This window comes from Ruegeria sp. YTSB088 (genome assembly GCF_059609825.1).
Map to the genome: position 1 here is coordinate 230,921 of NZ_JBXWMM010000006.1, position 23,310 is coordinate 254,230.

The window sequence follows — 23,310 nt, forward strand, 5'->3', positions numbered from 1 at the left end:
ACTATGGCGTGGCGAAGAAAAAAGCGGCCCCCTCCGAGGCCGCTTTTATTCAGTCTGGCAGCGATCTCATTCCGCTGCGATCGCATCCTCGATCTTTTCGACACGAATGGCCGAGAACTTGAACTCGGGGATCTTGCCGTAAGGGTCGATGGCCGAGTTCGTCAGGATATTCGCTGCCGCTTCGACATATGCAAACGGAATGAACACCATGTCTTCGGCAATTGCCCGGTCGGCGCGCACCATGATTTCAATCGAACCACGACGCGTGGTCAGGCGGATAATTTCACCCGGTTCGATTCCCATCAGCTTCAGTGTGCGCGGGTTCATCGAGCAGTTGGCCTCGGGCTCAACCGCGTCAAGAACCTTGGCGCGGCGGGTCATCGATCCGGTGTGCCAATGTTCCAGCTGACGGCCAGTGGTGGCAATCATCGGGTATTCGTCATCGGGTGCCTCATCGGGCGGGATGACGCTGGCCGGTGTGAACCTTGCCTTGCCGCCCGCACGAGGGAAACCATCACCGAACACGATAGACTGGCCGGGATCGGTTTCGCTGCGCGACGGATAGGTGATCGTCTCGGTTTCCAGCCGTTCCCACGTGATATTGTCCAGCGACTCCATGGTCAGTTTCATCTCGGCAAAGACCTCAGACACATCGGTGTAATCCCAGTTCAGACCGATCCGCTGTGCCAGTTCGACTGTGATCTTCCAATCCTCGCGTGCCTCACCCGGAGGTGCCACGGCCGGACGGACACGCTGAACCTGACGGTTGGTGTTCGAAACCGTGCCGTTCTTTTCATACAGCGCCGAGGCCGGCAGGATGATGTCCGCATAGTTCGCGGTTTCGGTCAGGAAGATGTCCTGCACGATCATCAGGTCCAGCTTGGCCAGCGCCTCACGTGCGTGGCCAACATCCGGATCGGACATGGCCGGGTTTTCACCTTGAATGTACATGCCCTTGATATTGCCGGCATAGGCTTGGTCGATGATCTCTGTGACGGTCAGGCCCTTCTCGTTCGAGAAATCATCCGATTTCCAGACATTGGTGAATTGCGCACGAATGCCATCGTCCGTAACCGTTTTGTAATCCGGCAGGAACATCGGGATCAGACCCGCGTCTGACGCGCCCTGCACGTTGTTCTGGCCCCGCAAAGGGTGCAGACCCGCGCCGGGTTTACCGACGTTCCCGGTCATCAGAGCCAGCGAGATCAGGCAGCGTGAGTTATCTGTGCCGTGGATGTGCTGGCTGACGCCCATGCCCCAGAAGATCAGACCAGCCTTGGCTCGTGCAAAGGTGCGCGCAACGCGGCGCAGCTGATCCGGTTCGATGCCACAGATCGGCGCCATCGCCTCAGGCGTGAACTGGCGCAGGTGCTCTTTCTCGGCTTCCCAGTTCTCGGTCCAGCGGTGGATGTACTGGCTGTCATACAGCTCTTCCTCGACGATCACGTTCATGATCGCGTTCAGCATCGAGACATCCGCGCCCGGGCGGAATTGCAGCATTTCGTCGGCAAACTTGCGCATACCAACGCCGCGCGGGTCCATCACGATCAACTTGCCGCCGCGTTTGGCGAACTGCTTGAAATAGGTCGCAGCAACGGGGTGGTTCTCGATCGGGTTCGACCCGATGATGATCGCCACATCCGCGTTTTCGATCTCGTTGAAGGTCGCGGTCACGGCGCCCGAGCCGACGTTCTCGATCAGAGCGGCCACAGACGATGCGTGACACAAACGGGTGCAGTGGTCGACGTTGTTGTGCTTGAACCCCTGACGGATGAACTTCTGAAACAGATAAGCTTCTTCGTTGGTGCATTTGGCCGAACCAAAGCCAGCAATCGAAAGCGGGTTTTCGTCGCGCAGGGCCATCAGCCTGGTTGCGGCCAGATCCATCGCCTCTTCCCATGTCGCTTCGCGGAAATGGGTGCCGATGTTGCCGGGATCGACGTTCAGCCCCTTCTCGGGCGCGTCCTCGCGCCGGATCAACGGCTTGGTCAGGCGGTGCGGGTGGTGGATGTAGTCGAACCCAAAGCGGCCTTTGACGCACAAACGGCCTTCGTTTGCCGGGCCGTTGATGCCCTCGACATACTTGACCTTGCCGTCCTTGACCTTCAGCGAAACCTTGCAGCCTACGCCACAGAACGGGCAGACGCTTTCGGTCTCAGAGTCGTAATCTTTGCTGTCCCCCTGCTGTTGGTCGTCCAGCACGGTTGCAGGCATCAGGGCGCCGGTCGGGCACGCCTGAACACATTCACCACAAGCGACACAGGTTGAATCGCCCATCGGGTCGTTCTGGTCGAACACCACCTGAGAGGTGTGGCCGCGGCCAGCCATGCCGATCACGTCATTCACCTGCACATCGCGGCAGGCACGGACGCAGAGGTTGCAGTTGATGCAGGCATCCAGATTGACGCGCATCGCAACGTGGCTGTCATCCAACAGCGGGATCTTCTCGGCCTCTTTTGCTGGGAAGCGGCTGTCGCTGACATCGTTCAGCCTGGCCATGTCCCAGAAATGGCTGGATGCGTCATGGGGTCGCTCGGGCTGGTCAGCCACCAGCAGTTCCATGACCATCGCACGGGATTTCTCGGCGCGGTCGGTGTCAGTCTTGACGACCATCCCGTCAGCAGCCGGACGGATGCACGAGGCGACCAGAGTACGCTCGCCTTCCACCTCGACCATACAGGCGCGGCAGTTGCCATCGGGTTTGTAACCCGGTGCCGGTTTGTGACACAGATGCGGAATAACCAGTCCACGGCCATTGGCCGCGTCCCAGATGGTGGTGCCTTCGGGCACGGTGACGTCATCGCCATTCAGGTTGAAGGTGACGGTCTTGGTTGGGCTTGCATCAAGCATGGCTCTGTCTCCCTCAGATTTCGTCAGCGAAATGTTTCATGACCAGACGGATCGGGTTCGGGGCCGCCTGCCCCAGACCACAGATCGAGGCGTCGCCCATGACCTGACACAGATCTTCCAGCAGGTTCTGATCCCACTTGTCGGCCTGCATCAGCTTGACCGCTTTTTCGCAACCCGCCCGACAGGGGGTGCACTGGCCGCAGCTTTCGTCCTCGAAGAATCGCAGCATGTTCAGCGCCGCATCGCGGGCCGTGTCCTGACCGGATAGAACCACAACCGCAGCAGACCCGATGAACGTGCCCAGCGGCTGTAGGGTGTCAAAGTCGAGCGGGATGTCGTCGATGCTGGAGGGGAGAAGACCTGACGACGGCCCGCCCGGTTGATACGCCTTGAACACATGACCTTCGGCCATGCCCCCGGCGGCATCAATCACGTCAAGAATGGTCGACCCTGCCGGCAGCAGGTAGACGCCGGGTTTCGCCACCCGGCCCGAGACCGAATAACTGCGCAGCCCCTTGCGGCCATTCTTTTCAACCGAATTGAGGATTTCCGGACCTTCCCGGCAGATCTTGGACACCCAGAAGAGCGTTTCCACGTTGTGCACCAGCGTCGGGCGTCCAAACACGCCGACCTGCGCCACGAAGGGCGGTCGGTGACGCGGCAGGCCTTTTTTGCCTTCGATCGACTCGATCATCGCGGATTCTTCACCGCAGATATAGGCGCCAGCGCCACGGCGCAGGTCGATATAGCCAGGCTCAACAATTCCGGCATCTTCCAGCGCGGCGATCTCGCGGCGCAGAATTTCCAGAACCGCAGGGTATTCGTCGCGCATATAGATGAAGCAGGTCTCGGCCTCGACCGCCCAGGCGGCGATCAACATGCCTTCAAGGAAGACATGCGGTGTGCGTTCCAGGTAATAGCGGTCTTTGAAGGTGCCGGGCTCGCCCTCGTCGCCATTGACGGCCAGATAGCGCGGACCTTCGTTCATGCGAACAAAGCCCCATTTTTTGCCCGACGGGAAGCCCGCACCGCCCAGACCGCGCAGGCCCGAGGACAGGACATCTTCCTGTACATTCTCCCAATTGCCGCCGTCACGCAGTTCTTTCAGCGTGGCGTAACCGCCATTTGCCTCATACGCTGCGAAAGCTTCGTAGTCGGGCAGATGGGCATGGGTGTCTTCCGCAGCAATCGCGGCCTGCACCTTATCGGGGTTGGCATGGTCGATATGGTTGTGACCGATCTCCAGCACCGGCGCTGTGTCGCAGCGGCCCATGCAGGGCGCGCGGACCACACGGACTTCGGTCGGGTCCAGACCGTCTTTCAGTGCCTTTTGCAGTTGTTGGGCGCCCGCCATTTCGCAGGACAGAGAATCACAGACGCGAATGGTCAGCGCAGGCGGAGGAGTCTCGCCTTCTTTCACCACGTCGAAATGAGCGTAGAACGTCGCGGTCTCGTAGATCTCCGCCTGACCGATCCGCATCTCGACCGCCAGCGCGGCAATATGGTCGGCACTGATATGGCCGTGTTCATCCTGAATCAAATGCAGGAATTCGATCAGCAGATCGCGGCGGCGCGGGCGGTCGCCCAGCAGGCGGTGAATTTCAGCCTGCGCCTCATCCGTGAACTGACGACCTTTGGGCGTGTGTCGCCCCTTGCCTTTACCTGACTTCCAGACGCCCTTGGGTGCGCCTAATGGCTTGGTGTCTAATGGTGCCATGATGCCCTCCGATTCAGGCCCCGTGTCTCATCAGGCTAACATATCGTCAAATCGCTTTTGGCAATTGCACGATAACGACACCTTATTACCGTAAAGACGTCACCACGGCGCGCAGCGCCCGTACAGTTGGCAGTTCTGGATCGCGGCTTCGTGTCGCCAGACAAATCGGTTTGCTGACAATGGGCTCGACCAGCGGCAGCACCTTTGTCCCTTTCAACTCGCCCAATGCCCGAATAAGGACACGGGGCACAACCGTGGCGGCCAGCCCCTCGCGTGCCATCACCATCGAAGCGGTAAACCCGCTGGTTTCGGCAACCACGTCCGGGTACAAACCCTGATCTTCGAATACATGATCCAGAATACGCCGGTTCTGCATCTGCGGCTCGAGCAGACTTAGCGGGAATTCGGCCACGCGCGCCCAAGGTATCGGACCTGTTTCGTCCGTCATGTGCGACGGGACCAGCAGAACATAGGTTTCCTCGTATAAAGGTTGCACCTGTCGCAGGTCGGTCCCGATGCTGTCGCCATACGTTACCCCAGCGTCCAGGCTGCCTTCGTCCAGCCGGTGTTGAATGGCGGTCGCTGACATGGTTTCGATGCGCGTAATGATACGTGGATGCGCCTGTCTCAACCGTTTGGTGAGCCGCCCGGTAAAGGCGATGGCCGTCGGGATCACGCCCAAAATCAGCGTGCCGGTGATCTCGCCTTTGGCGGCCAGTACCTGTTGCTCGAGTGCCTTGGTGTCATCCAGAATGCGACGCGCCCGCTGGACGATCATCTCTCCCTCTTCCGTCAGACCCTGAAACCGGTTGGCGCGGCGGACAATGGAGACGCCCAGCCGATCCTCAAGATTACGAATGCGCATCGAGAACGCAGGCTGCGAAATCCCGCACTCTTCGGCCGCCTTGGCAAAATGGCGGTGCCGCGCAAGGGCGCTGAGCAGTTGCAGGTCGCGGATTTCGATCATTTGGACGTTTCTCGAATGACGGGTCGAAACCCACATTAAGGGGAATTAGGCTGGAGAGGAAAGAATGGCTAACTGACACGTCGAAAAACAGCTGCAACCTCAGATACAGAATACCAATCCGGGCAGTTCCGGGACCATTCCGGTAGTCGGTATGCGGGACAAAGCTGACGTCCACAGGGCTCATCGATGATTGCCCCAACAACTGTGGTCAACGTGTATGATGTCAAAAAAGAAACAACTGTGTCACGAAATCAGAATCGAACACTAAGATTTGCCCCCAAACCATGTTCTTGACCATTTGAACGTACCGAATAGCCGTATCCTGCTGTTAGTCTGGCTTGCTCAGATATTTGATACCCTAGCCCCAACCCGAGAACGAAGCCGTTGGCTCCTCGGTTTTGCCCGACCTGTGTAAATGTCCCAAATATCGGGCTTGTAACCGTGACTTCATGCTCACCATCCTTGTTGGCAAAAAAGTCGTACTCGTAGCGAGCAAAGGCAATTGGGGTTAGCACACCATTTTCACTCAAGAAGTCCCGTTGATAGTCGACGCCAATCGAAGCGACCAAAGACTCTGCATCCGCTTTTTCAATTGAATAGTTGAAATCGCCGCCTCCGGTTTCTGTTCCAGAGCCTTGTTGGATGCGCCCGTAGTTTAGTCCGAAAACCGTGGAAACTCTTGCGCCACTGTCCAGATTAAACAGCTTCCGTGCTTGGATACCGGCGTGAATGCCTTCTTGGTCCAAATCCGACTTTGCCTCGCCTCCCGTAAACCCATCTACAGATGGGTTATTCCGCTTGGCGTCAGTTTCACCGAACATGTAACCGATCAGCCCGGAGAACTCCCACGTTCCGGTCGTAGTACGCCCGTAGACGCCAGCGTGATAGCTGTCGGTCGAAAAGTCCTGATCGACTTGATCGTGCTCATCCATGGAGGACGTCCCGAATCCAGCGTACACGCCAACGACCCCTCTTTCCGAACTGAAGACATCCGCACCAACCAAAATGGTGCCGAGCGAATAGCCGAATGTCCCCAGACCGTTACTTCCATCAACGTCCCCGCTCACATAGGCCGTGTCGATCCACCAGCGCCGATCAGAGCAGTCTATTGCGCCGCTGGGGCTTTGGGCCGCGCCGATTTCGCCTGCTGCAACGGGTTGATCCTCATTACTGAAGCCGACCGCTTGATACTTGCGGCAGTCAGCGTGGCTCAGCACTGTGTTAGTTATCAGGTCAAGTTGCTCGAGCCCGACCGTCAGGTTTGAGGAGTATGGTTCTGCGTGGACCTGATTGAAACTGGCCAAGCCTGAGTTTGTCAATGTGTTGATCGTATTGCCCAAGGTTGATCCATTAGTCAGCGTCGTCCCGGGCGACATAGTTGTGGTAGTTGCAACCGCACCCGCAAGGTTGCTCGCATTTGGGGAACCGGTGACCACCGGGTTTTGCGGTAAGCTTGAGACCGGCAACGCAGTGAACGCAATGTCAACCTGACCATCTGCGGTGGGCGTATTGGCTATCGTCAGATTAGACAAAGCTGGCAGAGATCCACCTGCAACGAGCGTCGGTGAGTCTCCATCAAAACTTGAAGCTTGAAAAACAGTATAATTGTTGCCGGCAGCATAGTCTTGCGCAGTCAGGCCAGGGCGAGCGGCTTCAACTTGTATCGTCGCATTGTTGATCCCAGTAACAGCACCTGTTGACGAAACCAAGTCCGCATTTTGTGGGGCTGTTGGGTCAACTTCTGACAATATCGTCGATCCTCGATCAAAGGACATAGGCCCGTTGATGTTTAGCGTCCCAATTGAAAAGCCCGGCGAGAGAACGCCGCCGTTTTTCATAGTGAAGCCGCCGTTTACAGTGAAATTGAGTACATTTACTGTTCCATTTCCTGCCAACGTGCCAAAATTTTGGAAATTTACGGTGTTCAAACTGCTGGCAGCATCGAGCCGAACCGTCGTACCCGCTGCTATTGCCACTTTGCTAGTTGAAAATATGGAACTATTCGTCAACGTAAAATCTGAAGCCTCAGCAACCAGCGTTTGAATATAGTAGGCACCGAACACGACATCGGTGGCACCAATGACGGTCAGGTTATCGTAGGTTAAAGGGCGGTCTGACTGGAAATAAGCTTCTGTAGGATCGATACTTGCTCCATTAAATGGAGCAAAAGTCATCGACCTGCCGGAACCAATCGAAGTCCCGATGAGATTCACGCGAAGTTTCCCGTTGATATTGGTAGCCAAGGCTTCCCGGGACACAAAGTCTCCACTGCCTGCCGCGACATCAACATTCAACAAAGTCAATACTGACGCTCTGTCTGGAATCTGGTTTTGGCCTGGGACATACAACTCGATTTCGCCTGAGGACGTAATAGTTGAGTTCCCAATAGTAAGCCCTGTAATTGGTCCATTTGGGATAGGGAGACAAGTTCGCTGAGTTGTCGAGATAGTTTGATTTGCAAGAGTGGTTTCAGATCCTGATGAATACTCTACCCGCGGAGCCCCCAGTTCTATGCAAGATTGGGCATGCGCGTCGCCCGGCAACAACAAATAAGCTGAGATCGCGAGGGGGACTCCCGCCAAAGTAGCACTCTGTGCGTTTCGATTAAAAAGGTTCGAGCCTTTGAGTGCCACAATGTGTCTCCTACTTCCGATCAAGCAAGCAAGCATTACTCAGCAATCAAATCGAAACATACTAATTGATATATGTAAGATCGCATATTTTGGTTTTTGTTGCATGACGGCAACCTCACCAAAGCACTACCCGTAAGGTGCTCAGCCAAGCGGAAGCACTCTGCTGTTACGTATTGAACAAGAAGTGCATCACATCGCCATCCTTGACGATGTAGCTTTTTCCCTCGGCCCGCATTTTGCCTGCCTCTTTGGCCCCTTGCTCGCCGTTGCAGGCAATAAAGTCGTTATAGGCGATGGTCTCGGCGCGGATGAAACCCTTTTCGAAATCACCATGAATGACACCAGCCGCTTGCGGTGCAGCAGTGCCCGTAGGGATGGTCCAGGCGCGGGCTTCTTTCGGGCCGACTGTGAAATAGGTTTCCAGCTTGAGCAGGTCGTAACCGGCACGGATCAGACGGTCGAGGCCGGGCTCTTCCAGACCCATTTCCTCAAGGAACATCTGTGCCTCGTCCGCTTCAAGCAGGCTGATCTCTTCTTCGATCTTGGCGCTGATGATGACATGAGAATTGCCCTGGGCGGCAGCCATTTCGGCGACTTTCGCCGAGTATTCGTTGCCTTCAGCGGCTTCTTCCTCGGACACGTTACAGACATAAAGAACCGGCTTGGTGGTCAGCAGTTGCAACATCTTCCAGGCTTTGGCGTCTTCGTCCGAAACTTCGACCAGACGCGCAGGTTTGCCGTCCTCCAGCATCTCCTGCGCTTCGGCAAGCAGGCGTTCCTGCTGTTGTGCCTCTTTGTCGTTGCCTTTCAGTTTGCGCACCAGGTTGGCGCGGCGCTTTTCGATGCTTTCCAGATCAGCCAGCATCAACTCGGTTTCAATGGTCTCGGCGTCGGCCACCGGATCGATGCGGCCTTCTACATGGGTCACGTCGCCATCTTCGAAACAGCGCAAGACATGGGCAATGGCATCGACCTCGCGAATATTTGCCAGAAACTGGTTGCCCAGCCCCTCGCCTTTCGAGGCCCCCTTCACCAGACCGGCGATATCCACGAATGTCATCCGCGTCGGGATGATCTGTTTTGACGTGGCGATTGCTGCCAATTTGTCCAGCCTGTCATCTGGCACGGCCACATCGCCGACGTTGGGCTCGATGGTGCAGAATGGGAAGTTCGCGGCTTGCGCGGCAGCGGTTTTGGTCAACGCATTGAACAGGGTCGACTTGCCCACGTTCGGCAGACCCACGATTCCCATTTTAAAGCCCATATCGGCCTCCTGCATAGAATACGAACGCAGCTTCTATGCAGGTCCGCATCAATGCGCAAGCAAATGCTGGAGGTGCATTTTGCTGACTCCCGTTCGCAACATCACAAAAACGTTCCCAAAACGTGTTCTTGTGGGAACTGAAAAAAATGCCCTACGATAACCACTTAGCATTGCACGATCGAATTTTTACTGGCGGGAAACTATGAGAACGCTTTTTCTTACAGCTGTTTTGGCTTCTACAGCCTCCGTATCAGCCCATGCTCAAACTATTGTTTTTGGCGCGGGGTATGCTGATTTTTCCGAAGACGTGTCCGAAGATCAGGCACTGATCTCACTTGAATATCAACACAGGCCCTTTCACCAAGCCAAGCGGTTCAGCGCGGGCTGGGGGGCGGCTTTGTCCATAGATGAAGACGGCGATACCCACATCGGTGCAGGTTTGATCGGGCTGTATTCGTTTAGTAATCGATGGTTCGTCGAAGGCAGTGTCATGCCCGGATACTACAATGCTGGCAATGACCTGAATGACTTGGGTGGCGATTTTCAAATCCGTAGCCTTTTTGGTCTGGGATACAACCTGAACAATGGTAACAGCGTGTCCGTTGCTATCACACACAAGTCCAATGCCAGTACAAACCACGAAAACCCGGGCGTAAATGCATTTCTGGTGCGGTACCATCTGGGCTTCTGACCTGCTCGTGCATCGGTGGGATTGATTTTCCGCCAAAGTTTCTGCACACGGGTCCAAACCCGAGTGCAAGGACATCCGATGACCCGTATCGACGCTAAGTTTGCCGCCCTGAAAGCCGAAGGAAAGAAGGCTTTTGTTGCCTATGTCATGGCAGGGGACCCTGACTATGACACCTCGCTCGACGTGGTCAAAGGCTTGCCCGGCGCAGGCGTGGACGTCATCGAACTGGGTTTGCCCTTTACAGATCCGATGGCGGATGGCCCTACGATTCAGGCGGCGGGCCAACGCGCGCTGGATGGCGGGATGACGTTGCAACGTACATTGGATTTGGCGCGCGCCTTCAGGGAAACAAACGACACTACGCCAATTGTCCTGATGGGGTATTACAACCCGATTTACAGCCGGGGCGTTGACGTATTTCTGGCAGATGCAAAAGAAGCCGGCATTGACGGGCTGATCATCGTGGATCTGCCACCCGAGGAAGACGAAGAGCTTTGCCTGCCTGCTCAGGCAGCGGGTCTGAACTTCATTCGTCTTGCGACACCTACCACGGACGACCAGCGCCTGCCGCGGGTTCTGCAGAACACCTCGGGCTTCGTATATTACGTCTCGATCACTGGCATCACCGGCGCGGCCGAGGCGCAGGCAACGGATGTGGCGCCCGAGGTTGCCCGCATCAAGGCCGCGACCGAGCTGCCGGTGATTGTGGGCTTTGGCATCAACACGCCCGAGAAGTCCCGCAATATCGCGTCAGTGGCAGATGGTGCCGTAGTCGGATCAGCGATCGTCAGCCAGATCGGTGCAGGCAAGCCGGTCGACGAAGTGCTGGATTTTGTAAAGTCCCTGTCGGATGGCGCCCATAGCGCCTGATCCGGCGGATAAATCAATACGATAAAAAGCCTGCCGCAGAGTGCTCTGCGGCAGGCTTTTTTGACCGCCCGACACCAGGCCAGATCATTGCAGCCTTTGACTTGCATTGGTAAGGAAAACTAACCAGTAAGTTCGGAGGTCTGAGACATGCCTGTGATAACCAACATTGAAGACCTCAGGCGCATCTATGAGCGTCGCGTACCGCGGATGTTCTACGATTACGCTGAAAGCGGCAGCTGGACGGAACAGACATTCCGCGAAAACAGTTCCGACTTTGAAAAAATTCGCCTGCGCCAGCGCGTTGCCGTTGATATGTCCGGACGTTCAACTGCCTCAGAAATGATTGGACAGCAGGTCTCGATGCCGGTTGCGCTGGCTCCGGTTGGGTTAACGGGGATGCAGCATGCGGACGGAGAGATGAAAGCCGCAAAAGCTGCCGAAGATTTTAGAGTTCCCTTCACCCTTTCAACCATGTCGATCAACTCGATCGAAGACGTGGCCGAGCACACCGAAAAACCATTCTGGTTTCAGCTCTACACGATGAAGGACGCTGACTATGTCAGCCGTCTGATCCAGCGGGCCAAGGACGCCGGGTGTTCGGCGCTGGTGATCACGTTGGATCTGCAGATTCTGGGCCAACGGCACAAAGACCTGAAGAACGGTCTGTCCGCACCACCCAAGCTGACCGCAAAGACCATCGCAAACCTGATGACCAAATGGGCATGGGGCATTGAAATGCTGGGGGCCAAGCGGCGCGAGTTCGGTAATATTGTGGGACATGTGCAAGGCATCTCGGACGCGTCTTCACTGGGGGCCTGGACCGCTGAACAGTTCGACCCCACCCTCGACTGGGGCAAGGTCGAAAAGCTGATGGAACAGTGGGGCGGAAAAGTGATCCTGAAAGGTATCCTTGACGCGGAAGATGCCAAAATGGCGGCCAAGCTGGGGGCCGATGCCATTGTCGTGTCGAACCATGGCGGACGTCAGTTGGACGGCGCGCTCAGTTCGATCCGGGTATTGCCCGAGATCATGGACGCTGTTGGCAATGATATCGAAGTGCATCTGGATAGTGGTATCCGCTCAGGTCAGGACGTGCTCAAAGCGTTGGCGCTGGGGGCCAAGGGGACGTATATCGGCCGCGCATTTGTTTATGGCCTGGGTGCCATGGGCCAGAAAGGCGTTACCACCGCGCTGGAGGTGATCCAGAAGGAACTCGACACAACAATGGCGCTGTGCGGTGAAAAAACCGTCGACGCGCTGGGGTCGCATAACCTTCTGGTACCAGAGGGTTTTGGCGGTCGTTGGCAAGGCTGATTCCGCGGGAGTTTAGGGGCTCTGCCCCCGCCGCCCGTTCCGGGCGCCTCCCCCAGGATATTTGGAGCCAGATGAAGCAGCGGACCCATCACTGATCTTGCGAGAAGTACCCCGGAGCGCGAGGTTAAGCTCCGCAAAATGACAAGGTATGAATTACCCCTTTCCAAACGTGGTGAATCGAGATAAGGACGCGGCTTCACGCGGGTATACAGCCTTGGAGGATACCCGCCCTAACATTGGAGAATTATCATGGCTGGAGAGATTCCTGATCTCGTAGCTCTGGAACGGACGGGGACAGGCAAGGGCGCCGCTCGTAAAACACGCCGCGAAGGCATGGTTCCGGGTGTTGTATTTGGCGGCGACAAAGATCCGCTGGCAATTCAGATCCCGTTCAACGAACTGTTCAAGCGCCTGAAAGCCGGTCGCTTCAAATCGACCCTGTGGAACCTGAAGGTCGAAGGCCATGAAGACGTTCGTGTCATCTGCCGCGATGTTCAGCGTGATATCGTCAAAGACCTGCCGACCCACCTGGACCTGATGCGCCTGCGCCGGACCACGAAGATCGCGCTGTACATTCCAGTTGAATTCATCAACGAAGATGAAGCCCCCGGCATCAAGAAGGGCGGCGTTCTGACAGTTGTCCGTCCGGAAGTCGAGCTGTTGTGCACCGCGGGTGAGATTCCTGAGAAGATCACCGTTGATGTAGCCGGAATGAACATCAACGACGTCGTCACCATTTCATCGGTTGTCTTGCCCGAAGGCACCAAGCCGACCATCGACCGTGACTTCGTGATTGCAAACGTCTCGGCTCCGACAGGTCTGGCAACAAGCGACGACGACGAAGATGAAGAGGCTGAAGTTGCAGTCGATGAAGTCGAAGTCGTCGGCAAAGAAGAAGAATAAATCCGGATCAATCGTCTGGATTTTGAAACGGGGTTCTGACGAGCCCCGTTTTTTTATGGTCAAGACGCTCGGCGCTGGCTGGATTTTCCTGGCAATTCCGGGCATCACATTGCCTCAAGGCTACAGAGGCGGAGTATGGTCATGAAACTCTTTGTCGGATTGGGAAACCCTGGGCAGAAATACGCCCGGAACCGGCACAACATCGGGTTTATGGCTGTGGACCGGATTGCAGAGGACCATGGGTTTGGTCCATGGAAATCCAAGTTTCAGGGTGAGATCTCGGAAGGTCGCGTGGGCTCTGAAAAAATCCTGTTGCTGAAACCGCAAACCTTCATGAACCAGTCCGGTCAATCCGTGGGTGAAGCTATGCGTTTCTACAAGCTCGACTCCACTGATGTTGTTGTGTTTCACGACGAGTTGGACCTCGCCCCGGGCAAAGTGCGCGTCAAGGCGGGCGGTGGACACGCGGGACACAATGGATTGCGCTCGATCCACGACCATATTGGCGCTGCCTATGATCGTGTACGACTTGGCATCGGACATCCGGGCCGCAAAGAAATGGTCTCGGCTTATGTCCTGAGCGACTTTGCGAAATCGGAGGCTGACTGGCTGGATGACGTCCTTCGGGGAGTTTCGGACGGAGCGTCCCATCTGGCGCGGGATGATGGTGGAAAATTCATGAACGCGGTTGCCCTGCGCACTGCGCCGCCTCGGTCGTCCAAGACGGCCGGGCCGAAAGCCGAAACCGCGCCTAAGGAACCTCCTGATCCACCGGTCGACGAACGGTCCGCCATGCAAAAGCTGTTGGACAAGTTCAAATAGCTCGGTGCCCTGTTTCCGTTACGTCGGCGTTGCGAAAACGGGACGCCCGCGTTCAAATACCTGTAAACAATGGAGGCTTTACGATGCGATCCATACTGAAATGGGTTCTGCGCATTGTGCTGGCGTTGGCTCTGGCCGCCGCTGCAATTGGGCTTTGGAAACGCGAAGAGTTACAGCGCCTGATGGCGGTGAACTCTCTGTTTTCCGAGGACAAGATCGTTCACAACTTTTCGCACATGGATGAAGCATTTCTGACCGTGGATCTGCCGCGTGGAAACACCCCAACATGGGAGCTGCCCTACGGCGAAGGTTTCGATCTTCCTGAAGGCACTGACAATTGGATCAATGAACGCTCTGTTACTTCTTTGCTCATCATGCAGAACGGCAAGATCCGGTTCGAGGAATACTATCTGGGCACCGGTCCCGATGACCGCCGGATTTCCTGGTCAGTGGCAAAAAGCTATCTGTCGGCGCTTTTCGGCATTCTCCTGCAAGAGGGCGTAATCGATTCATTGGATGATCCCGTCGTCAATTACGCCCCCAAACTTGCAGACAGCGCATATAACACGGCGACAATACGGAACGTTCTGAATATGGCCAGCGGCGTCACGTTCGACGAGGATTATCTGGACCCGAAGTCTGACATCAACAGGATGGGCCGTGTGATTGCCCTAGGCGGTGAATTGGACGATTTCGCGGCCTCATTGCAGGACAGTTTCGCGCCCCCCGGTGAAACCTGGCAATACGTTTCCATAGACACCCATGTATTGGGCATGGTGATACGCGGGGCGACCGGTCGCAGTGTTGCGGATCTTTTGACAGAAAGAATTCTTCAGCCCTTGGGCCTTGAGCGCGACGGATTCTATGTCACCGACGGCGCCGGGGTCGCTTTTGTTCTGGGTGGTTTAAACTTCACGACACGTGACTTTGCACGGTTCGGGCAAATGATCCTGCAAGATGGGGAATTGAACGGCCGGCAAGTGGTGCCCGCCGACTGGATATTCGAGGCAACTCAACCCAGCGCACCGACCGCTCAGGGGAAGATTGGGTATGGGTATCAGTGGTGGATTCCACGCGGCGCGCATGAGGGAGAGTTTCTGGCCCGGGGCGTGTATGGGCAATACATCTATTTCAACCAACCTCGCGGCGTTCTGATTGTGTCTACTGGCGCTGATCGGCATTTCCGCGACACTGGCGTAAATGACCAGAATATTGAAATGTTCCGCAAGATCGCAGAAAGCCTGTAAGGTGCCTTCATGCAAAAGCAAGACAGTATCAATGTACTTGGCGGCGTTCTGACGCCCTGCTCACGCGATCCTCTGACCGGGTTCTTTCGGGATGGTGCGTGCAATACCTGCCCCGAGGATCAGGGCAGCCATACCGTTTGTGCGGTGATGACGGCCGAGTTTCTGGCATTCTCGAAATACGTCGGCAATGATCTGAGCACGGCTCGGCCCGAATTCGATTTCCCGGGCCTCAAGCCCGGTGACAGCTGGTGTCTGTGTTCCAGCCGGTTCCTACAGGCCCATGACGAAGGATGTGCCCCAAAGGTTCACCTGGAAGCAACACACCAACAAGCGCTTGAGATTGTGCCACTTGATATCTTGCTTCAGAACAAGGCGAATGCCTGACGGCCATTGCGCCCGGGCGAAACCTGATCCGCGATCCAGTCTCGCCCCCGGTTCAGAATGCCATTTGCCAGATCAGGCTGATGCTGTAGTTTTCAAAACCGCTTTCACCGATGCCATCATAGAACACGTTTGCTGCAAGCAAGCTGTTGTTTTCCAGCCGATAGTCCAGGCCCAGATCCGCGCGGGCACGGGCGGTGTCGCCAATCGGCGTCACGCCGGGAGCGGTGCCAGTTCCAGAAGTCGTGCTCCAAATCCCTGACAGTCCACCCGTCAGCATCATCTCTCCACGTGACACTTGCAGCGGGTGGCTGAAATCCATACCCAGCCGTGCCGTCGTCAAACTGAAATCCTGCTGTGGAATCAGATTGCCCAGACTATCGGTATAAGCTTTCTGATCGTCACTGGCATAGCTCACGTCCAGCAATGGCATCAATGTCAGGGCGCCACGCTTTATCTCACCGGTCACGCGCGACTGGACCAGCCAGCGATCACTGTCGAAACTGTCCTCGTAGGTCCCAAACGGAGAGATGTTGTTGTCGGCTTGTCCATAAAGAACACGCGCCTCGAAAAAAACCGCATGATTGGGCATTTTTGCCACCACATAGGGACCAACCAGCCAGCCCGTGCCATCCACGCTGGCCGGGCCGTTTTCCGTTTCGGCATAGTCGAACTGAAGCATAGCACCGATCAACAGGTTCGAACTGACCTGACGATGAGCCCCGACAACAGCCAGTGCATAGGAGCTATCAAAATCATCCTGCGAGCTCCAGTTCCCGGTCAAACTGAACCAGACGGGACGCGACGGATCACTGGCGAAATTCAGATACCCTGAGCCCTGGGTTACAGAACTGTCCAGAACACCCGACCCGGAACGTTGCAAAAACTGGGTCAGTTTAGGCTGGTTCGTCACAAGGCTGTTGGCCCGGGCGTTCTGAAATGCCTGAATCTGACGTTGAGTATTTGTCACCGCTTGAAGTGTGCTGACCCTGTTAGATTCCAGGTTCAGATTACCGGCCGCATCCGAGAACACCCCTGCGGGAATGAAGAGTTCGATGGTTCCGTTGTTCTGAGGCGTCAAAGTGGCGACAAAGCTGGTGCCGGACCCAGTCATAGAAGCCGTTGCATTCGTGACCGACAGGTCGCCTACGGTGAAGTCGGTACTTGGCTCGCTCAGAGTAATGGTTGCTTGAAAAGTTCCGCTGCCGGTCGGTGTCAAAGCTCCGATCGTTGCGGTTGGCTGCGTGGTATCCACCAGAACACGTGTGTTGACGATTTGGGTATTCGCTACTCCGGACAATGCGATCTCGTAGCGGTAAAGCGGCCCGCCGACGGATTCACGCGCTGTAAACGTAATCCCCAGATATCCATCTGCCGCATAGGTGGAATTCGCGCCATCCTGACTGAGAATGGTCGCACCGATATAGCCCAGGGAAGCCAGGCCGGCAGGGGTGATCGCAGTCAGGTTCTGAATGCCGTTGTTAAAGTAGAAACTGCCGCCAGGAACCTGCCCCGCCCCCCCCAGGGATACAAAGGCAGTGCCTGAAGGCGGGATATTGTTAAAAAAGATGCTGCCCCCGTTCGGTGTCGGAATCGAGGTTATGATGAAGCCGCCCCCAAGGGCCGCGCCCTCTTTCGCGCTTCCGATCATGAGTGCTGAAATCAGAAAACAGAGACACAAGAGCCTCGAAATAGCGAACCTAACCATTTTACCTCCTACAGCACCGCGAGGGTGCTAAACACCAGGGTGCCCGGGGCAAAGATACTATGTCCCGAACAGCGTCATCCATTGTCCCATCTACTGCAGAGACTCCCCTGAACCGGCCGCAACACCGCCAGTTACCAAATAGTTAAATCAATTCTGAGACGCTGTATAGAATTGGAAACGATTCAACTTTGGCGTGCGGGTCACATGGACGTGCACAAACCTTAAAGCACAGGCGGAACAAGTCAGAAAGCATCCTGAAATCCTGTGTTTTCAAGGCGTCTTCTCAGAGAAACCTTTCAACGAGCCAGGACCGTACAAAGCAAAAGCTAAAGGTGCGCCGGGTACTAATTCTCGGCAAAACCGCAACAATCGCAACAATCGAAGATAACGATCGCGACTGGTATTTTTTGGGAAACAAATTCATGCAAGTCGATCCCAATTTCACGGCAGCCGGCGAATCTTCTGGCTTCTGTATCGTTCTTCAATGCGCCTTGGTGACAATCTTTTTAGGTTATTCCGCTGTCGAAGGACATGTCACAGCTCTGGCCATTCTGCACGACCCACCTTCGGAGCACGGGACCCGTCGCCAAGGAATAATTTCTTTCATGTTCTCTCCAGCTACAGAGCCCGAGAAAGAACAACCGGGGCTCATGGCCCCGGTTCCCAATCAATCTGCCGAACGGCCTTCGGTATCGGACATGTCGAAGTTCAGATATTTGGCCACGGTCTGAACGTCCTTGTCTCCGCGACCACACATGTTCATGCAGATCAGATGATCTTTGGGCAATTTCGGTGCGATCTTCATCACATGTGCCAATGCGTGACTTGGCTCCAGCGCCGGTATGATCCCCTCGGTGGCGCAGCAAAGCTGGAACGCCTCGAGCGCTTCCTTGTCTGTGATCGAGACGTAATTCGCGCGGCCTATCTCGTGCAGCCAGGAATGCTCAGGCCCAATGCCCGGATAGTCCAGCCCGGCTGAAATCGAATAACCTTCGAGAATCTGGCCATCGTCATCCTGCAGCAGATAGGTCCGGTTGCCGTGCAGCACGCCCGGCCGACCGCCTGTCAGGGAAGCGCAATGTTCCATTTTCTCGTTCACACCTTTTCCACCCGCTTCGACGCCTATGATGTTGACGTCCTTGTCGTCGAGGAACGGGTAGAACAAACCCATCGCGTTCGAACCGCCGCCGATGGCCGCAATGATCGTGTCGGGCAACCGGCCTTCGGCCTTCATCATCTGCTCTTTCGCTTCCTTGCCTATGATTGACTGGAAATCGCGGACCATTGCCGGATAGGGGTGCGGACCAGCCACAGTGCCGATACAGTAGAACGTGTCACGCACATTGGTCACCCAATCGCGCAATGCGTCGTTCATAGCGTCTTTAAGTGTCCCGCGACCCGAGGTCACAGGGATCACCTCGGCCCCCAGAAGACGCATACGGAATACGTTCGGGGCCTGACGCTGTACGTCATGTGCGCCCATGTAGACGATGCATTTCAAGCCAAACTTGGCACACACGGTAGCGGTCGCCACGCCGTGTTGCCCTGCCCCGGTTTCAGCAATGATCCGCGTCTTGCCCATGCGCCGCGCCAGAATGATCTGGCCCAGCACGTTGTTGATCTTGTGTGCCCCGGTGTGGTTCAGCTCGTCACGTTTCAGATAGATCTTCGCCCCACCCAGATGTTCGGTCAGGCGCTCCGCGAAATACAGCGGCGAAGGACGACCCACATAGTTTGCCCACAGGTCATCCATTTCGGCCCAGAAGGTCGGATCATCCTTGGCCTTGTTGTATTCCTCTTCCAGCGACAGGATCAGCGGCATCAGTGTTTCACTGACAAAACGCCCGCCGAAGATGCCGAAACGTCCCTGTTCGTCAGGGCCGGACATGAAGGAATTGAAAAGATCGTTGGCCATGGGTGTCTCCCTCGTCGTATTCGATGTTCATAGGTGGTGGCGAAGGGATTTGCCATGCCAAAACGCATCATTCTGCCGCCTGAGTGCTTTGACGCCAAACCTGGATCGCCTGCTCAGAGCTGGCGATGCCGATGCATGGAAATTGGTGAAAACTGTTCACATCGGCCAAGCGGTCCGCTGCCAGCATACTCCATCCCTCCATTTCGAGAGATACGCAGCAAGTTGTGTATCAGATCACCCGAGAGCGGTTGCAAAGTCGCGGATCAAGTCCGCATCTTTTACACCCGGCGCGCTTTCAACACCGGACGAGACATCCACCTGACGGGCACCCGTCATCCGGACAGCTTCGGCAACATTCTGGGGTGTCAGGCCACCGGCCAGCATCCAAGGGCGCCGCCAGTACTTCCGCCCGGCCAGCAGCCGCCAGTCAAAAGCCAACCCGTTACCGCCCGGCAATTCCGATTCTCTGGGCGGTTTCGCATCGATCAGCAGTTGATCAGCCACTTCTGAGTAAAGATCGATGGCCGCCAGATCCTCGGCTTCGGCCACACCGATGGCCTTCATTACCGGCAAACCAAACCGCTCGCGCAGTTCGGTCACCCGTTCGGGCGATTCCTTGCCGTGCAATTGAAGCATATCTAGCGGCACAGTCGAAACGATCTCGTCCAGCTCTTCGTCAGTGGCATTCACGACCAGAGCCACTTTAGCAACACCAACAGGGACGAGATGCGCCAGTTCTGCTGCCTGCGAAACGTCCAGATTGCGTGGCGATTTCGGGAAGAAAACAAATCCAACATAACCCGCCCCGGCTTCGGCCGCAGCACGCACATGCTCTGGCGCGGTCAGACCGCAGATTTTGAACCGAACGTCAGGCATTGCGTTTAGGCTCAGCTTGCCTCATCCAGAAGGGCAAGAACGTCGTCCTTGCCTTCGTTTTGCTTTTTCTTAAGCTTCTTGACTTCTCGCTCAAGCTTGCGCACTTCGGTTTTCTTCACGGTCGCGTCGCGGCGGTGCTTGTGTTCTCGCAGCCATTCCCACAGGAAGCCTATAACCAATCCTGCTGCCACACCGCCCAAAACCACCAGAAACAGCGGCAGTGACGCACTGAGGTTAAAGCCCAGAAGCTCGGCCAGAGCATCGGGCATCAGTTTCAGCTTAACGGGTTGAACATTGGCAAGAGACACTGAGATCAGGACGATCCCGAGGGCTGCCAAAAAAGCATATCGAAGATAACTCATCATAGTGTCAGGCTTTACCGTTCAATCGATCCCTGAGCAACTTGCCAGTTTTGAAAAACGGCACACATTTTTCTTCGACCTGCACCGTTTCACCCGTGCGTGGGTTGCGTCCAATTCGCGCGTCGCGTTTTTTTACGGAAAACGCGCCGAATCCCCGCAACTCGACACGGTCACCGCGCGCCATGGCGTCTGTGACTTCCTCGAATACAGTGTTCACGATCCGCTCGACATCACGCTGATAGAGATGTGGGTTTTCGTCAGCGATTTTCTGAATCAATTCTGAACGGATCATGCGTGATACCCTCCCAGGCAGCCGGTGTGACAGGTCTACTGTTTTGACAGTATAGGAAAAAACCCGGAAAGGGGGAACGGATACTCTGCGTGTTGAGGCTTTATTTTGCCATATTCTCACGCGAAATTTTGCTTGTCAGGCCAATTTCCACACTTATTGCGCGAACAATCCCCTCATTAACCCCGCGGTTCGGAACACATTGATTCGCAACAAAAACGGCCCCGCACTGTCATGCGAGGCCGAAAACCTTACTCGGGATGCGGCCTTGGCTTAGTCGCCAGACTTCAGCGCTGCACCCAGGATATCACCCAGAGATGCACCCGAGTCGGAGGAACCATACTGTTGCACGGCCTCTTTCTCTTCGGCGATCTCGCGTGCCTTGATCGACAGGCCCAGACGGCGGGTCTTGCTGTCGACATTTGTGACGCGAACGTCGACCTTGTCACCGACCGAGAAACGCTCGGGGCGTTGTTCGGCACGGTCACGCGACAGGTCCGAACGGCGGATGAAGGATTTCATGCCTTCGTATTCCACCTCGATGCCGCCGTCCTCGATTGCGGTCACTTCGACTGTCACGATCGAACCACGCTTCACGCCGCCCACGGCTTCGGCGAACTTGTCACCGCCCAAGGCTTTGATCGAAAGCGAGATACGCTCTTTTTCAACGTCAACTTCCGAGACAACCGCCTGAACGACGTCGCCTTTACGGTAGTTTTGGATGGCATCCTCGCCGCGCTCGTCCCAGGACAGGTCCGACAGGTGAACCATGCCGTCGATGTCGCCTTCGAGGCCAATGAACAGACCGAATTCGGTGATGTTCTTGACTTCGCCTTCGACCTCGGTGCCCTCGGGGTGTGTTTCTGCAAACACTTCCCATGGGTTGCGCTGAGTCTGCTTCAGGCCCAGAGACACGCGACGCTTGGCGCCGTCGATTTCCAGAACCATGACGTCGACTTCCTGGCTGGTCGAAACGATCTTGCCGGGGTGGACGTTTTTCTTGGTCCAGGACATCTCGGATACGTGCACCAGACCTTCGACACCGGCTTCCAACTCGACGAACGCGCCGTAGTCGGTGATGTTGGTGACGCGACCCTGGTGGACCGAGCCCAGCGGGTACTTGGCAGCAACCAGATCCCATGGATCTTCCTGCAACTGCTTCATGCCCAGGCTGATGCGATGGGTCTCTTTGTTAATCTTGATGACCTGAACCTTGATGGTTTCGCCGATCGTCAGGATCTCGGATGGGTGGTTCACACGGCGCCATGCCATGTCGGTGACGTGCAGCAGTCCGTCAACGCCGCCCAGGTCAACGAATGCACCGTATTCGGTGATGTTCTTGACGACACCCTCGACGGTCTGACCTTCGGTCAGGTTGCCAATGACTTCGGCACGCTGTTCAGCACGCGATTCTTCCAGGATAGCACGACGCGAAACAACGATGTTGCCACGGCGGCGGTCCATTTTCAGGATCTGGAACGGCTGCTTCAGACCCATCAGCGGGCCAGCGTCGCGCACGGGGCGAACATCAACCTGCGAACCGGGCAGGAACGCAACTGCGCCACCCAGATCGACGGTGAAGCCACCTTTGACACGACCAAAGATTGCACCTTCGACGCGCTGGTCGTCGGCATATGCTTTTTCCAGACGGTCCCATGCCTCTTCACGGCGGGCCATCTCGCGTGAGATGACGGCTTCGCCACGGGCGTTTTCTGCGGCGCGCAGGTAGACTTCTACCTCATCGCCAACAGCGATTTCAGGGGCTTCGCCAGGATTTGCGAATTCTTTCAGATCAACGCGGCCTTCCATTTTGTAGCCAACGTCGATGATGGCCTGGCCGGCTTCGATCGCCAGTACCTTGCCTTTGACAACAGAACCCTCTTCGGGCGTGTCCATTTCGAAGCTTTCGTTCAGGAGGGCTTCGAATTCCTCCATGGTTGTATCAGCCATCTGGCAGTGTTTTCCTTTACATACGTTTTTACTGGCCGAGCGGTTGTCTCCGCCGGTCTTGATTCATGATGTCTTCGGACGTGACCCGGTACGCCCCTGAGCAAACAAACACAAAGGGCCGAGGTAACCCGGCCCTGCTCAGAAACGTCTTCCGGACGTTGACCGCCCTTGTATAGACAGCGCGCGTATAAGCGGATTCCCCGGTATGTGCAAGGGCAAAGCCCATGTTTTCAAGGTTTGGAAGGTCTTTACCTGGGCTCGTTGCAGGTTTTGAAAGTCCAAACCCCGGCATCGCGCCGCAGCATGGCCTGTTCGATTGCGTCCAGTCTCATCAGCGCTGCGGAAGGGTTGTGCGCACCTCCAGCCCGGTTCCAGATCTTCTGCGCCGAAACGGGGCTCCACGGCAAGCTTGCCGTGGCCAACCACTGCCGCAAACCTGACGGCAAAGAATCGTATACCTGCATTGGTGCCGCCTGTCGTCTCCGGCGTTTGAGGCTGCTCTGCAAGTTCCGACCCCTTGTTTGCCCTTGTTTCTTCTGTTGTCGCACCAC

The 23,310-nt window shown here is 56.1% G+C and carries 19 protein-coding genes; 7 read left to right on the top strand and 12 right to left on the bottom strand.

Annotation, left to right across the window (positions count from 1 at the left end):
• Window positions 1–66 precede the first annotated feature (66 nt).
• The 5 genes from fdhF to ychF form a co-directional block, all read right to left on the bottom strand.
• Window positions 67–2,850: a formate dehydrogenase subunit alpha gene (gene fdhF / locus AC2FFA_RS11920; RefSeq protein ID WP_496851802.1), complete on the bottom strand. Its 2,784-nt coding sequence runs from the start codon at window positions 2,848–2,850 to the stop codon at window positions 67–69.
• 13 nt (window positions 2,851–2,863) lie between these two features.
• On the bottom strand, window positions 2,864–4,567 hold the full coding sequence (locus tag AC2FFA_RS11925) for an NAD(P)H-dependent oxidoreductase subunit E (protein WP_496851803.1): 1,704 nt from the start codon (window positions 4,565–4,567) through the stop codon (window positions 2,864–2,866).
• Between the two features lie 85 nt (window positions 4,568–4,652).
• Window positions 4,653–5,534, bottom strand: coding sequence for a LysR family transcriptional regulator (locus AC2FFA_RS11930; protein WP_496676548.1), 882 nt, complete (start codon window positions 5,532–5,534; stop codon window positions 4,653–4,655).
• 251 nt (window positions 5,535–5,785) lie between these two features.
• Window positions 5,786–8,167, bottom strand: a complete 2,382-nt coding sequence (locus AC2FFA_RS11935; RefSeq protein WP_496851804.1) for an autotransporter family protein — start codon at window positions 8,165–8,167, stop codon at window positions 5,786–5,788.
• A 166-nt stretch (window positions 8,168–8,333) separates the two neighbouring features.
• Window positions 8,334–9,431 carry a redox-regulated ATPase YchF gene (ychF, locus tag AC2FFA_RS11940; RefSeq protein ID WP_117872830.1) on the bottom strand — a complete coding sequence of 366 codons (1,098 nt, stop codon included), beginning with the start codon at window positions 9,429–9,431 and terminating at the stop codon, window positions 8,334–8,336.
• Window positions 9,432–9,633: 202 nt separating this feature from the next.
• Between ychF and AC2FFA_RS11945 the strand changes: the two genes are divergently transcribed.
• From AC2FFA_RS11945 to AC2FFA_RS11975, 7 genes are all read left to right on the top strand, one after another.
• The gene (locus AC2FFA_RS11945) at window positions 9,634–10,122 is read left to right on the top strand and encodes an acyloxyacyl hydrolase (protein WP_299898502.1); all 489 of its coding nucleotides are present in this window, start codon (window positions 9,634–9,636) and stop codon (window positions 10,120–10,122) included.
• A 78-nt stretch (window positions 10,123–10,200) separates the two neighbouring features.
• Window positions 10,201–10,992, top strand: coding sequence for a tryptophan synthase subunit alpha (gene trpA, locus AC2FFA_RS11950; RefSeq protein WP_299898500.1), 792 nt, complete (start codon window positions 10,201–10,203; stop codon window positions 10,990–10,992).
• 147 nt (window positions 10,993–11,139) lie between these two features.
• Window positions 11,140–12,306 carry an alpha-hydroxy acid oxidase gene (locus AC2FFA_RS11955; protein WP_496685169.1) on the top strand — a complete coding sequence of 389 codons (1,167 nt, stop codon included), beginning with the start codon at window positions 11,140–11,142 and terminating at the stop codon, window positions 12,304–12,306.
• A gap of 249 nt (window positions 12,307–12,555) precedes the next feature.
• On the top strand, window positions 12,556–13,209 hold the full coding sequence (locus AC2FFA_RS11960; protein ID WP_117869775.1) for a 50S ribosomal protein L25/general stress protein Ctc: 654 nt from the start codon (window positions 12,556–12,558) through the stop codon (window positions 13,207–13,209).
• 141 nt (window positions 13,210–13,350) lie between these two features.
• Window positions 13,351–14,031 carry an aminoacyl-tRNA hydrolase gene (pth, locus tag AC2FFA_RS11965; protein WP_496851805.1) on the top strand — a complete coding sequence of 227 codons (681 nt, stop codon included), beginning with the start codon at window positions 13,351–13,353 and terminating at the stop codon, window positions 14,029–14,031.
• Window positions 14,032–14,114: 83 nt separating this feature from the next.
• Window positions 14,115–15,278 (top strand): serine hydrolase domain-containing protein, encoded by a 1,164-nt coding sequence (locus AC2FFA_RS11970; RefSeq protein WP_496851806.1) that lies wholly within the window; start codon window positions 14,115–14,117, stop codon window positions 15,276–15,278.
• 9 nt (window positions 15,279–15,287) lie between these two features.
• Window positions 15,288–15,662 (top strand): DUF2237 family protein, encoded by a 375-nt coding sequence (locus AC2FFA_RS11975; RefSeq protein WP_496851807.1) that lies wholly within the window; start codon window positions 15,288–15,290, stop codon window positions 15,660–15,662.
• 52 nt (window positions 15,663–15,714) lie between these two features.
• Here the strand turns inward: AC2FFA_RS11975 and AC2FFA_RS11980 are convergent, their stop codons facing one another.
• From AC2FFA_RS11980 to AC2FFA_RS12010, 7 genes are all read right to left on the bottom strand, one after another.
• Window positions 15,715–17,310, bottom strand: a complete 1,596-nt coding sequence (locus AC2FFA_RS11980; RefSeq protein ID WP_496851808.1) for an Ig-like domain-containing protein — start codon at window positions 17,308–17,310, stop codon at window positions 15,715–15,717.
• A 724-nt stretch (window positions 17,311–18,034) separates the two neighbouring features.
• Window positions 18,035–19,282: a tryptophan synthase subunit beta gene (gene trpB, locus AC2FFA_RS11985; RefSeq protein ID WP_496676528.1), complete on the bottom strand. Its 1,248-nt coding sequence runs from the start codon at window positions 19,280–19,282 to the stop codon at window positions 18,035–18,037.
• 234 nt (window positions 19,283–19,516) lie between these two features.
• On the bottom strand, window positions 19,517–20,158 hold the full coding sequence (locus AC2FFA_RS11990) for a phosphoribosylanthranilate isomerase (RefSeq protein WP_496685156.1): 642 nt from the start codon (window positions 20,156–20,158) through the stop codon (window positions 19,517–19,519).
• Window positions 20,159–20,169: 11 nt separating this feature from the next.
• A complete protein-coding gene (locus tag AC2FFA_RS11995; protein ID WP_162896806.1) occupies window positions 20,170–20,520 on the bottom strand; it encodes a lipopolysaccharide assembly protein LapA domain-containing protein in 351 nt (116 codons plus the stop codon).
• Between the two features lie 7 nt (window positions 20,521–20,527).
• A complete protein-coding gene (gene ihfB / locus AC2FFA_RS12000) occupies window positions 20,528–20,812 on the bottom strand; it encodes an integration host factor subunit beta (protein ID WP_496685153.1) in 285 nt (94 codons plus the stop codon).
• Window positions 20,813–21,082: 270 nt separating this feature from the next.
• Window positions 21,083–22,759 carry a 30S ribosomal protein S1 gene (gene rpsA / locus AC2FFA_RS12005; protein ID WP_117869783.1) on the bottom strand — a complete coding sequence of 559 codons (1,677 nt, stop codon included), beginning with the start codon at window positions 22,757–22,759 and terminating at the stop codon, window positions 21,083–21,085.
• A gap of 248 nt (window positions 22,760–23,007) precedes the next feature.
• On the bottom strand, window positions 23,008–23,310 hold the full coding sequence (locus tag AC2FFA_RS12010) for a DUF6525 family protein (RefSeq protein ID WP_496851809.1): 303 nt from the start codon (window positions 23,308–23,310) through the stop codon (window positions 23,008–23,010).